Below are 11,848 nucleotides of genomic sequence, written 5' to 3'. Positions count from 1 at the left end.
GATGCAGTGAATAAAAAGGCAGGAGGCTTCGCGACCTCAGTCCTGCTTTCCGAGCCCTTTAAGAAACGCGTTCATTCCGTTCGTTAGAGCTTTGAGGTCATACCCACCTTCGGACGTCATGACAATGCGTCCCTCACAAGCTTGATGTGCAAGAGACGCGAGTAAACGACCAATTTCATCGAAGAACGGAGTTGTCAATGCAAGATTGGCCAACGGATCATCCTCATGTGCATCGAAGCCTGCGCAAACGACGAGCGCCTCGGGCTGAAAAGCACGAACTTGTGGAAGAACGTTCTCGACGAGTGCCTTGCGGTAGTCATCGTCGCTGCACCCAGGCATGAGCGGCACGTTCAGGCACGCCCCTTCGCCCGTCCCCTCGCCGATCTCGTCGGCCGAGCCGGTGTGGGGCCAGAGGTGGTCCGGGTGGCCATGAAGGCTGACGGTGAGCACGCTCGGGTCGCGCCAGAAGACAGCCTGGGTGCCGTTGCCGTGGTGGACGTCGAAGTCGACCACCGCCACTCGGTCCATGCCGTGCTGACGCTGCAGGTGCCGGACGACCAGGGCGGCGTTGGCGTAGAGGCAGAAGCCCATCGGTCGATCCGGCTCGGCATGGTGCCCAGGCGGACGGACGATCGCCAGGCCGTGCTTCGATTCACCCGTCGCCACCGCGTCCGCAGCCGCCAGGCAGCACGCGACGCCGCGCCGGGCGATCTCGTCGCTGCCGACGCCGACGTAGGTGTCCGCGTCCGCCCATCGTCCCCGACGACTGAGCTGGCCGATCTGCTCGACGTGCGCCTGGCCGTGGACCATCAGCAGGGTCTCATCGTCCACCGGCTCGGGCTCGTCGAGCAGGCGATGCGGCATGCCCTCCAGCGCGGCCAACATCGCGTCGTATCGCTCGGGCCGCTCCGGATGCGGTGCACCGTCGGGCGGACGGTGATCGCGAAACGTGGGAGAGGTGGCGACGGCAAGATCAGACATTCGCTCGGAGCATGTTGCTCATCGCGAGCCAAAACGTCCAGAACAACCACACCGATCCGACGACAATGACGCCGCACAACGCGACGAGGTAGTTGAAAAACGTCGCCGGTCCCGCCAGCCCCAGATGGAACGCCACGTTCGCCGCCACGACGACGAGTGCGGCCATCAGTGTCACCGGCAGCAGGTGTGCCACGTGGTAGTCCATGACGCGTCGCACCACCGGACCGGGCAGCCGCATGCCACGCCACCGCGCCTCGAACGTCGCCACCGCGATGATGAGCTTCCTGCCCAGCATCAGTCCGCTCCACGCAAGCAACAGCGTCACCAAAAACACCGGCCCGAGCATCAAAAACTTCGGCGGCCCAGGCGAGACTGCCGCACCGATCGAGCCCACGTTCAGCTCCAGATGCCCCGTCATCGCCAGCGCCGCCGGCACCGATGCGAGCATCAGGTGATCGCGTCCGAACGACGCCCCGAGCGCGCGCGTCTGGTCGTCGACGCGCGACCGCAGCGTCGCAAACGCCTTGGCCGGCTTGAGCCAGATTCGCAGCGTCGTCCGCCAGAACGCGCTCGCTCCGTTGTGCTCCTCAAACGCCGACAACGTCCGCGGCGAGTCCACGGTGCTCAGCCGCACCGGCGTCCCACACTCCGGGCAATTCCCCTCGACCGGCAGTCCGTCGAGCCGATAGCCGCACGACTCACAGAGGATGCCGCCGTCGTCGGACACACGGAATGGTAGCTGGCAATGCGGCTAAACTGTAAGGAGCGCTTTGCTTCCTTACACGGATGAGAAGTAAGGTACAGATATGGAGCATTCGACCGTGACAAGCAAAGGGCAGACGACGCTGCCCGTCGAGCTCCGCAACCGGCACAACATTAAGGCCGGGGATCGACTGCTTTTCGACGACAGCTCTGGCGAGATCGTCTTGCGAAAGCACCCGGGTGTCGATGAGGTCGCGGGGATGCTTCGCGACAAAATCAAGCTACCGATTGCCAGCCACGAAGAGGAGCGTGCCGCGGCCGCGCGTGCGTGGGCTCGCGATGGCCGGCGCGGCGCAGAGTCGGATTGATCCGAGCCCTCGAAGCGATTTGAATGGCCGATCACTACCTCGTCGACACCAATCTGATTCTCCGGCTCGTCGTCGGGAGCGACCCGCCAGAACCTGCCGAGGCGGCCCGTGCGTTCTTCGAAGACATCGCTACGTCCGGCGCACCATCGGCCGTGTTGACGTCGCTCGTCGTGGGTGAGTGCGTCTACGTTCTGACGTCGCACTACGGACTTCGCCGCGGCGACGTTTCCGAAGCGATGCGGAAGGTCATGGACCTGCCGGGTGTCCGGGTGCCGCATCGCCGAACACTCGAACGCACGTTCGAGCTTTTCCGGCAACGCCCGAAGCTGCACTTCGTCGACTGCTTTCTGCTCGCCGAGGCGGAGCAAAATGATCAAGGCGTTGCGACGCTCGACGCCGGACTCGCCAAGGCAGGCTTGGTGCCGGTACTCAACCCGCTTCGGAAATGCGCGCGGCGGACGCCAAAGCCTTGATCGAGTCGGCTATACATAAGCCGTCTTATCGGCCGTCAGCCCGCAAAGTACCGCTGCTGCAGGGCGGCGTTGGCTTGGGCGACGCAGCGGCGGACGTCGGTCAACGTTTCGCGGCCGCCGTCGTGGGCGACTTCGGAGAGGTCGGCATATTCGAGACGGGTGGCCATGCGGCCGAGAAGCCGCTCGGCTTCGTCGAGGTGGCCCAGGCCCGGGCCGCTCTCGCCGTGGATGCGCGCGACGGCCCGGCGGGCGGAGGCGATGGCGAAGCGGATCGACCGCGGGTGGTCCGCACGCAGCAGCAGGAAGCCGACGACCTGTTCGATCGACAGGTTGTTGGCGTGCTGACGCCGGTAGGCCTCGATGCTGCCGCACATGCGCAGCGCGGCCATCAGCTGGATGTTGCGCAGCGGCGTCTCCAGCGAGTCGCCAGCCTTGGCCAGCAATTCGACGCGCGCCAGCAGCAGCCGGCATGATGCGTCGGCGCGTTCGAGCAGTCGGCCGGTGAGGGCGAAGTCCCAGCGACGGTTGTGGGCCAGCGTCTGGTCGGTGACGCCCTGGAAGTGCATGGAGCTGCGGACGAGGTGCTGCAGGAGCGTCTCGGCCGACTCGGCGAGGATGAGGCGTGCCCCTTCGTTCCGGCCGCCGCCTTCGAGCGACCAGTAGAACTCGTTGAGCGTCTGCCACATCTCCAGGCTGATCTCACCTCGGACGGCCCGGGCATTTTCGCGGGCACGGGCGACGCACGTGCAGGCGCTGGTCGGGTTGTCGGCGTCGGTCAGGACGAATCGGACGACGGCGTCGCCGAGGGTTTCGCCTAGCTCGACGGCTGGCTCGACCAAATCGAAGGCTTCGAGCAGGCCGTGCCAGAGCTGGTCGCGAAGGCGATCGTCAAGGTCGCCGGCGTCGCTGGCGAGCTGCGTCGTGACGAGCGTGCCGCGTGCCAGGTGCTCTGCCCGTTCGACGTAGCGGGCGGTCCAGAAGATGTTCTCGGCCACGCGTGCGAGCAGCGGCCGCTCGGTCTGCCGGGCGGCGGTGGGCGTGGCCGGCATTGGGCTTTCGTCGGTGCGGTAGAGGCTCACAGTGCCTCCTTCTTGGGGAGATCGTCGCGTGTCGGGTCTTCGAGCACCCACGTGTCCTTGCTGCCGCCGCCCTGGCTGGAGTTGACGACGAGGCTGCCCTTGCGGAGGGCGACGCGAGTCAGCCCGCCGGGCATGATGTTGATTTCGAAGCCGCCCTGCCCGTCGGGGCTGGTGAGGATGTAGGGCCGAAGGTCAATGCGCCGGCCGCGCCAGCCGTCGGCGGTGAGGCTTGGGTGCTGGCTCAAGTCGATGACGGGCTGCGCGATGAACCCGCGCGGGTCCGCCTTGATTTTCTCGGCGTAGGCGTCGCGTTCCTTTTTGCTCGCCTGGTGCCCCATCAGCAGGCCGTAGCCGCCCGAGTCGTTGGTGCCCTTGACGACGAGCTGGTCGAGGTGCTCCAGCGTGTACTGCAGGTCGTCCTCGCGGTCACAGACGTAGGTCGGCACGTTGTCGAGAATTGGCTCCTGCTTCAGGTAGAACTCGATCATGTCCGGCACGAACGGGTAGACCGCCTTGTCGTCGGCGACGCCCGCGCCGACGGCGTTGGCGATGGCGACGTGGCCGGTGCGGTGGGCGTTCATCAGGCCCGGCACGCCAAGCGCACTGTCGGGGTTGAAGCAGAGCGGATCGAGGAAGTCGTCGTCGATGCGGCGATAGATCACGTCGACGCGACGCAGACCCGCGACCGTTCGCATGTAGACGAAGTTGTCGCGGACGACGAGGTCGCGCCCTTCGACCAGTTCCACGCCCATCTCCTGTGCGAGGAACGTGTGCTCGAAGTAGGCGGAGTTGAAGACGCCGGGCGTCAGGACGACGACGGTCGGATCGTCCACGCCGGCCGGCGCACCGGCCCGCAGGCAGGCGAGCAGGTTGTACGGATAGTCCTCGATCGCCCGGACGCGGTAGCTGTTGAACAGGCTCGGGAAAACCCGCTTCATGACGGCTCGGTTCTCCAGGACGTAGCTCACGCCCGAGGGCGAGCGGCAGTTGTCTTCGAGGACCTTGTAGCCGTCGGCGTCGCGGATGAGATCGCTGCCGCAGATGTGGACGTAGCAGTTGCCAGGCACGCGGACGCCCAGCATCTCACGTCGGAACGACTTGGCCGCGAGGATCAGCCTCGGCGGGATCTTGCGTTCACGCAGGATGTGCTGCTTGCCGTAGATGTCGGCGACGAACAAGTTGAGCGCGACGATGCGTTGCTTCAGGCCGCGCTCGAGGGTTTCCCACTCGCCGTCGGGGATGATGCGCGGGGCGAAGTCGAACGGCAGCGTGCGCTCGATGCCCCGGCCGGCCTCTTCGCCGCCGTAGACGGTGAAGGTGATGCCCTGGTTGCGGAAGCTGACCTCGGCCATGCGCCTGCGTCGGTCGAGGGCTTCGGCGTCGAGGCCGAGGAGCTGGCGGTGGACGTCGGCGTAGTGGGGACGCGGCTCGACCGAGCCGTTGGACTGGCCGGGGACGAACATCTCGTCGTACACGCCGCCCAGCTCGTAGCCGCCGAAGCCTTCGAAGTCGGTTGGCGTCGGCGGCGTGGTGGCGGTCGTCATCGTGGAAGTCGGGGAGGGACGTCGTCTCGCGGGGCGGGCATGCTACCGCCCTTCCGCCATCGCGTCGGCAGCGCAGGCGTCGCCTTGACCATTGACGCCGGCCTCGGTGCAGAGCCGGACGACGGTTCCGCCGAAGGCGTCCTTCTGGCAGATGCAGACGTCGGACGGCGCTCCACTGATGTCGAGCTTCCCGTTGCGCATGACGCTGACGGTGTCGGCCGCGACGAGGGCCTCGCGTGGGTCGTGCGTCACCAGCAGCACCGCCACGCCGGCCTCCTTCAGCAAAACGAGCGTCTCCTCGCGAAGGCGATCCCGCAGCGACAGGTCGAGTCCGCTGAACGGCTCGTCGAGCAGCATGACCTTCGGCTTGCGTGCCAACGCGCGGGCGAGGGCGACGCGCTGTTGCTGCCCACCACTGAGTGTGTGGGGCATCGCGCGTTCGCGGCCCTTCATGCCAACGCGTTCGATCAGCTCGTCGGCGGCGCGTTTGCGTGCGCCGCGTGGGCCGCGCATGCCGAAGGCGACGTTGGCCCGGACGTCGAGGTGCGGGAAGAGCGCCGCGTCCTGGAAGACGAAGCCGACGTGCCGTTGCTCCGGTAGGACGTGGACGTCGCTGGCGATGTCGTCGGCAGCCTGGCCGTCGACGACGATGCGTCCGGCCGAGGGTCGCTCGAGCCCGGCGATGAGTCGCAGCAGCGTGGTCTTGCCACAGCCGGAATCGCCCAGCAGGCAGACGACCTTGCCCGCAACGAGGTCGAGCGTCACGTCGTCGACGACGCGTGTCTTGCCGAAGGCGAACGAGAGGTTTTCGACGCGAACAATCGGCTCGACCTGCGGCGTCGTCGGGCCCTGACCGCCGCGCGTGATCTGGACGCGTGTCAGGCTTTGCAGAGGTTCGTGTGCGGCGACGGTCATGCGTGCGTCTGAGATCTCCGCCGCGACTCTAAGAGGCCTGAGAGCACGATCACGGGCAGCAGCCCGACACCGATGATCGCGAGCGCTCCGAGCGACGCCTCTTCGAGACGTTCGTCGCTGGCGAGTTGGTAGACGCGGACTGCCAACGTTTCGAAGTCGAAAGGCCTCAGCATGAGCGTTGCGGGCAGTTCCTTGGCGACATCCACGAAGACGAGCAGCATCGCCGCCAGCAGGCTGCCGCGGAGCAGCGGCAGGTGGATGCGGACGAGCAATCGCCCGCCCGACGTGCCGAGCGATCGGGCGGCGTCGTCGACGTTGCGGCGGATGCGGGTCATGCCGCTCTCGACCATGCCCAGCGCGACGCCCAGGAACCGCGTCTGGTACGCCAGCATCACCGCGAGCACGCTGCCGGTGAAGATCAGGCCAGGCCGCCAGTCGAAAAGCGATCGGGTCGCGTCGTTGACGGCATGGTCGAGCCAGCCCAGCGGCACGAGTACGCCGATCGCGACGACGGTGCCCGGCAACGCGTAGCCGAGTCCAGCGAACCGCCCCGCCGATCGCACGGTCCGGCTCTTGGAGACACGCCGGCCGAACGCGACCAGCAGTGCGAGCCCGCCGGCGATGACGCCCGACGCAGCCGCGAGCCAGAGCGTGTTGAAACCGAAGTCGAGGACGACCTCGCGCGCCCGCGCGTCGCCCGCCGTCCACGCCATGTGGCCGAAGATGAGTGCCGGCAAGACGAAGCCGAGCACGACCGGCAGGCCGCAGACGACGATCGCTGCGGTCGCGCCGCGCCAGCCGAGTCGCACCTTGCGCATCGGGCGAGACGCCCGCGACACCCCGTGAAATCGTCGGCGTCGCCTGGCGAGCAAGTCGACCAGCACCAGCAGCGACACGGCCCCGAGCAGCACCGCCGACAGCTGGGCCGCGGCGACGGGCGATTCGAGGCCACGCCACGTTCGATAGATGCCGGTCGCAAAGGTGTCGACCGCGCAGTAGTCGGCCGCGCCGAAGTCGGCCAGCGTCTCCATCAACACCAACGCCCCACCCGCCGCCAGTGCCGGCCTGGCTAGTGGCAGAGCAACCGTCAGGAAGCAACGCCACGGACCACGGCCGAGCGTCCGCCCGACCTCCATCGCCGAAGCCGCGTGTTCGGCAAAGGCGGTGCGTGCCGCGACGTAGACGTATGGAAAAAGCGACAGCGCGAGGATGACTGCCGCCCCGCCGACGCTGCGGACTTCCGGGAACCAGTAGTCGCGCCGGCCCCAGCCAAAGGCCTCACGCAGACTCGTCTGGACCGGCCCGCTGAACTGCAGCAGGTCCGTGTACGCGTAGGCCGACAGATAAGCCGGCACCGCCAGCGGCAACAGCAGCATCCAGCGGAACGTCTTCCGGCCGGGAAAGTCACACGTCTCGATCAGCCACGCCGTCGCCGTCCCGACGACGAGCGTGATTGAGACGACCAGAACCGCCAGCCAGAGCGTGTTGCGGACGTAATCGCCGAGTCGTGTCTCGGCCAGGTGGCTCCACTCGCCGTCGCTGCTCTGGAAGACCGAAGCCAGAACGGTCAGCAGCGGGATAGCAACAATCGCCGAGACGGCGAAACACGTCGCCGGCCAGACTCCAGGCCAGAGCTTTGCCAGGCGACGCCGCATCGCCAGCGATTGTGTCACCGCCAACCGGCGCGGTCCATCACGCGGACGGCTTCGCGGTTGTTCTCACCCAGTTTGGCCGCGTTGACCGAGTCGGACTTGAACGTGCCGAAGCCGACCAGCACGTCGGGCAGCTCCAGCGAGGAGTCCTCGACGACCGGGTACTCGAAGTTGGCCAACGCCCAAAGCTTCTGAGCCTCGTTGCTCGCAAGGAATTCGAGGAGGGCCTTGGCGTTTTCGGCGTTCGGGGCGTTCTTGAGCATGCCGGCACCCGAGACGTTGACGTGCACGCCGTCGCCCTGCTGGTCGGGCCAGATGAGCGTGAGCTTGCCGGCGGCCTCGCGGTCGGCGGCGTCGCTCCCGGCGAGCATGCGGGCGAAGTAGTAGTGATTCACCACCGCCAGATCACCCTCGCCTGCGGCAACGGCGCGAATCTGATCGCGGTCGCCACCCTGCGGCCGACGGGCAAAGTTCTCCACCATGCCGTCGACCCAGTTCTGCGTCGCCTCGGTGCCGTAGCGAGCGATCATCGCGGCGACGAGGCTTTGGTTGTAGATGTTGCTCGACGAGCGAATGACGAGCGAGCCTTCCAGCTTCGAGTCGGCAAGCTCGGCATACGTCGTGACGAAGTCGGCGTCGATGTCGGGGCTGGTGACGAAGACGCGGGCCCGCTTGCTGTATCCGAACCACAGGCCGTCCGGGTGACGCAGCGTTTCGGGAATCCGCTCGGCCAGCACGTCCGACTGCGTCGGCTGGAGCAGGTCGGCCTCGACCGCCTTGTGCAGTCGCCCGGCATCGACCGCGATGAAGATGTCGCCCGGGCTCAGGTCGCCCTCACGCTCGAGCCGCGTGATCAGCTCGTCGGTGTTGCCCTCGATGATGTTGACCTCGATGCCAGTCTGCTCGGTGAAGAGCGCGTAGAGCTCGTCGTCCGAGTCGTAGTGGCGTGACGAGTACACGTTGACCTCACCGGCAGCCAAAGCCGCAATTGGCGAGACCAGGAAGCTCAACACGGTGGCAAGGACGAGGCGTCGCATAGCCCACGTTAGGCATGTGACGCCTGTTGATTCTGCGTCTCAACAAGATGTGAAACGGCTCCGAGAAGCAATCCTCCGTCATCCCGAGCACAGCCGAGGGACCTCGCAGCGGATCTGCGACGATGGCCAAGCGAGGTCCTTCGGCTCGCTGCGCTCGCTCAGGATGACGGGCCAACGTTGCGACGTTCCGTTCGACTCGGCTCCATGTCACAATGCTCGGCCCTTGACCACCGCCGTCACCCGCACGCTCCGCGTCCGACACGTCACGCGATACCACTACGACCGCGACGTCGAGCGATCGATCCATCAGGCCCACCTCCGGCCGACGCACGATCGCTTTCAGACGCTGGACGACTACCGCCTTGCCATCTCTGCCCTGCCGGAGCGAGACGTCCCGCACGTCGGATACGAAGATGCCTTCGGCAACGAGTCCACCCGCTTCGAGCTGGCCGACCCGTATCGCGAGCTGACCGTCACGGCCGAGTCGACGGTGACGCTGGTCGACGTCGATCCGTACGCGATCACGGTGGTACCGAAGCGGCCGACGATTCCGCTGAACTGGATGCCGCGCGAGCGTCTGGCGCTCGGGCCGTATCTGCAGAGCCAGGAACTGCCCGACCCGCAAATCGACGCGCTGTTCGACTACGTCATGGCCATCGTCGACGACAACGGCGGCGACCTGCTGGAGTCGCTGTTTGCCCTGAATCTCAAGCTGTTCCACGACTTCGAGTACGTGCCGGGCTCGACGAGCAACGCGACGACGCCGTTCGAGACGTTCAGCACGAAGCGCGGCGTCTGCCAAGACTTCGCCGGCCTGTTCATCACGCTGATTCGCCTCATCCGCGTCCCCGCCCGCTACGTCTGCGGCTATCTCTACACAGGGAACGCGGACAGCGACGCCCAAGCCGCCGGCCGCGCCCCGAGCGACGCGACGCACGCCTGGCTGCAGGTCTACCTGCCCTACGTCGGCTGGAAATCCTTCGACCCGACCAACGGCGTCCTGCCCCGCCTCGACCACGTGCGTCTGGCGGTCGGCCGCAACTGGCGCGACACCGCCCCCATCACCGGCACCCTCTTCGGCGAATCCGCGACGGAAACGCTGGAGGCGACGGTGGAAGTTTGGGCAGAAAGCTTGAAGCCAGAAGCTTGAAGCCAGAAGGTACGCCTCGAAACCTCGTCTGCCATCGCCACGTCTTCAAGCTTCCAGCTTCCTCCTTCCAGCTTTCCGCACTCTTCATGCTGATCGAGCTCACGCATACCACCGAACTCACCTACTCCGAGCCGATTCGGCAGAGCCAAATGGAGCTGCGGGTGTGTCCGGCGCAGTTGGGCGATCAGGTGCGGCTGAGCTTCGATCTCGGGATTGGGCCGGCGACGCAGGTGCATGGGTATTTCGACTGGCTCGACAACCATGTCCACTCGTTCGGCATCGACGGGTGGCACGATCGCATTCGTATCGACGCGACCAGCATCGTTCAGACGACGCGGGCAGAGGAGGCGGTGGCGTCGCTGGTCGAACTACCAGACCGTTGGCCGGCGGACGATGTGGATGACGGGTACGCGCTGTACGACTTCCTCACGCTCGAAGGGCCGCTGAAGTCGAGTGAGGCGCTGGACCAACTCGTGTCCGATATCGGAGCGAAGGACGGCGAGCCGCTGGGCGAGCTGGCGAAGCGGACGCTGGAGCTGATTCGCGAGCGGTTCGAGTACAAGAAAGGCGCGACCAACAGCGCGACACCGGTCGCGGCGTTCCTGGAGAAAGGCCGGGGCGTGTGTCAGGACTTCACGCATCTGTACGTCGCGACGCTGCGGAAGCTGGGCGTGCCGGCGCGGTACGTCAGCGGCATCGTGCACGAGGACAAGGAGCACCACTTGCTCGGGGCGACGCAGACGCACGCGTGGGCAGAGGTGCTGTTTCCGTCACAGCGTTCGAGTGATGGCACGGGTGGTTGGATCGGGGTCGACCCGACGAACGGCATGCGGGCCGGGCCGCGGTTTGTGAAGGTGGCGGTCGGCCGACACTTCGGCGATGTTCCGCCCAATCGCGGCGTGTACATCGGTGCGGCCGAGGAGACGATCGACGTGTCAGTTCAAACGCGGCGTCTCCAGAGTGTTCCGCCAGAGCTCTTGGCGGAGCGATTCCACCCGATCGCGATCGACGTGACGCCGAGTCCGGAGATGGTCATCGCGGGCGACGGTCAACAGCAGCAGCAACAACAGCAGCAGTGAAGTCGGACTGCGGGCCGTAGCCCCGCAGCTACCTGGCTTTGAGCAAGCTCAGAGGCGGACGAGGGCACTACCCCAGGTGAGGCCGGCGCCGACGGCGAGGAAGAGGATCAGGTCGCCCTCTTTGGCTCGGCCTTGCTGCAGGGCTTCGTCGAGCGCGATCGGGACGCTGGCGGCGCTGGTGTTGCCGTACTTGTCGATGTTGATGACGGCCTTGTCGCGGTCGAGGCCGAGGCGGTTGAGGGCGCTGTCGATGATCCGCAGGTTGCTCTGGTGCGGGACGACGAGCTTGATGTCGTCCGGGCTCAGGTCGGTCTTGCGGAGGGCACGGTCGACGAGCTCGTCGAGGCGCGTGACGGCGAACTTGAAGACCTCTCGGCCGCGCATCTGCAGGTGGTGTTTGCCGGCGGCGACCATCTTGTCGTTGATCGGGTGCCGGCTGCCGACGGGGCAGTTGATGAGTTCCCACCCGCCGCCGTCGGCGTGGAGTTCGCTGAAGAGCAGGCCTTTGCCGGTCTCTTCGGTGCGACGCAGGACCGCGGCGCCGGCACCGTCGCCCCAGAGGATGCAACTGGTGCGGTCGGTGTAATCGGTGATGCTGCTGAGCTTGTCGGCACCGATGAGCAGGATGTTGTTGTACCGGCCGCTTTCGATCAGGGCAGACGAGAATTGCAGGCCGTAAACGAATCCGCTGCATGCTGCGTTAAGGTCGACGGCGGGCGTGCGGTCGAGGCCGAGGGAGTGGGCGACGAAGCACGCACAGGCCGGCGTCATCATGTCAGGCGTGATCGTGGCGACGACGATCAGGTCCAGGTCTTTCGCCTCGAGCTTGGCGGCCTTGAGGGCACGGGTCGCGGCCCGGCTGGCGATG

At 66.4% G+C, this 11,848-nt stretch carries 12 protein-coding genes; 4 read left to right on the top strand and 8 right to left on the bottom strand.

Annotated features, from left to right (window positions below):
* Nucleotides 1–36 precede the first annotated feature (36 nt).
* Together AAGI46_03755 and AAGI46_03750 are read right to left on the bottom strand one after the other, a co-directional pair.
* Nucleotides 37–981: a histone deacetylase gene (locus tag AAGI46_03755; protein ID MEM1011319.1), complete on the bottom strand. Its 945-nt coding sequence runs from the start codon at nt 979–981 to the stop codon at nt 37–39.
* Nucleotides 974–1,708, bottom strand: a complete 735-nt coding sequence (locus AAGI46_03750; GenBank protein MEM1011318.1) for a hypothetical protein — start codon at nt 1,706–1,708, stop codon at nt 974–976. Before AAGI46_03750 ends, AAGI46_03755 begins: the two co-directional genes overlap by 8 nt.
* Nucleotides 1,709–1,787: 79 nt before the next feature.
* On the opposite strand from AAGI46_03750, the gene AAGI46_03745 reads away from it, so the two are divergent.
* Entirely contained in the window at nt 1,788–2,051 is a 264-nt protein-coding gene (locus AAGI46_03745; protein MEM1011317.1) for an AbrB/MazE/SpoVT family DNA-binding domain-containing protein, read from the top strand.
* A gap of 23 nt (nt 2,052–2,074) precedes the next feature.
* Nucleotides 2,075–2,524, top strand: a complete 450-nt coding sequence (locus tag AAGI46_03740) for a PIN domain-containing protein (GenBank protein MEM1011316.1) — start codon at nt 2,075–2,077, stop codon at nt 2,522–2,524.
* A gap of 35 nt (nt 2,525–2,559) precedes the next feature.
* Here the strand turns inward: AAGI46_03740 and AAGI46_03735 are convergent, their stop codons facing one another.
* From AAGI46_03735 to AAGI46_03715, 5 genes are read right to left on the bottom strand one after another with little or no spacing between them, the layout of a single operon-like run.
* Nucleotides 2,560–3,603 (bottom strand): alpha-E domain-containing protein, encoded by a 1,044-nt coding sequence (locus tag AAGI46_03735; GenBank protein ID MEM1011315.1) that lies wholly within the window; start codon nt 3,601–3,603, stop codon nt 2,560–2,562.
* Nucleotides 3,600–5,147, bottom strand: a complete 1,548-nt coding sequence (locus AAGI46_03730) for a circularly permuted type 2 ATP-grasp protein (GenBank protein MEM1011314.1) — start codon at nt 5,145–5,147, stop codon at nt 3,600–3,602. Before AAGI46_03730 ends, AAGI46_03735 begins: the two co-directional genes overlap by 4 nt.
* 42 nt (nt 5,148–5,189) lie before the next feature.
* Entirely contained in the window at nt 5,190–6,062 is an 873-nt protein-coding gene (locus AAGI46_03725; protein ID MEM1011313.1) for an ABC transporter ATP-binding protein, read from the bottom strand.
* The gene (locus AAGI46_03720; GenBank protein MEM1011312.1) at nt 6,059–7,735 is read right to left on the bottom strand and encodes an iron ABC transporter permease; all 1,677 of its coding nucleotides are present in this window, start codon (nt 7,733–7,735) and stop codon (nt 6,059–6,061) included. Before AAGI46_03720 ends, AAGI46_03725 begins: the two co-directional genes overlap by 4 nt.
* Nucleotides 7,732–8,751 (bottom strand): Fe(3+) ABC transporter substrate-binding protein, encoded by a 1,020-nt coding sequence (locus AAGI46_03715; protein ID MEM1011311.1) that lies wholly within the window; start codon nt 8,749–8,751, stop codon nt 7,732–7,734. The genes AAGI46_03720 and AAGI46_03715 overlap by 4 nt, the downstream gene beginning before the upstream one ends.
* Before the next feature lie 223 nt (nt 8,752–8,974).
* On the opposite strand from AAGI46_03715, the gene AAGI46_03710 reads away from it, so the two are divergent.
* Nucleotides 8,975–9,901 (top strand): transglutaminase family protein, encoded by a 927-nt coding sequence (locus AAGI46_03710; GenBank protein MEM1011310.1) that lies wholly within the window; start codon nt 8,975–8,977, stop codon nt 9,899–9,901.
* Nucleotides 9,898–10,980, top strand: a complete 1,083-nt coding sequence (locus AAGI46_03705; protein ID MEM1011309.1) for a transglutaminase family protein — start codon at nt 9,898–9,900, stop codon at nt 10,978–10,980. The genes AAGI46_03710 and AAGI46_03705 overlap by 4 nt, the downstream gene beginning before the upstream one ends.
* Nucleotides 10,981–11,028: 48 nt before the next feature.
* Here AAGI46_03705 and AAGI46_03700 read toward each other — a convergent pair.
* A partial coding sequence (locus AAGI46_03700) for a beta-ketoacyl-ACP synthase III (GenBank protein MEM1011308.1) occupies nt 11,029–11,848 on the bottom strand: 820 nt, incomplete at its 5' end.

The organism is Planctomycetota bacterium (genome assembly GCA_038746835.1).
Lineage (GTDB): Bacteria > Planctomycetota > Phycisphaerae > Tepidisphaerales > Tepidisphaeraceae > JBCDKH01.
This window is presented reverse-complemented; position numbering and strand designations above follow the sequence as displayed.

Excerpts from the sequence above, each read along its gene's own strand:
- AAGI46_03755 (MEM1011319.1), bottom strand. The coding sequence starts at position 981 with ATGTCTGATCTTGCCGTCGCCACCTCTCCCACGTTTCGCGATCACCGT.
- AAGI46_03745 (MEM1011317.1), top strand. The coding sequence starts at position 1,788 with ATGGAGCATTCGACCGTGACAAGCAAAGGGCAGACGACGCTGCCCGTC.
- AAGI46_03740 (MEM1011316.1), top strand. The coding sequence starts at position 2,075 with ATGGCCGATCACTACCTCGTCGACACCAATCTGATTCTCCGGCTCGTC.
- AAGI46_03730 (MEM1011314.1), bottom strand. The coding sequence starts at position 5,147 with ATGACGACCGCCACCACGCCGCCGACGCCAACCGACTTCGAAGGCTTC.
- AAGI46_03725 (MEM1011313.1), bottom strand. The coding sequence starts at position 6,062 with ATGACCGTCGCCGCACACGAACCTCTGCAAAGCCTGACACGCGTCCAG.
- AAGI46_03715 (MEM1011311.1), bottom strand. The coding sequence starts at position 8,751 with ATGCGACGCCTCGTCCTTGCCACCGTGTTGAGCTTCCTGGTCTCGCCA.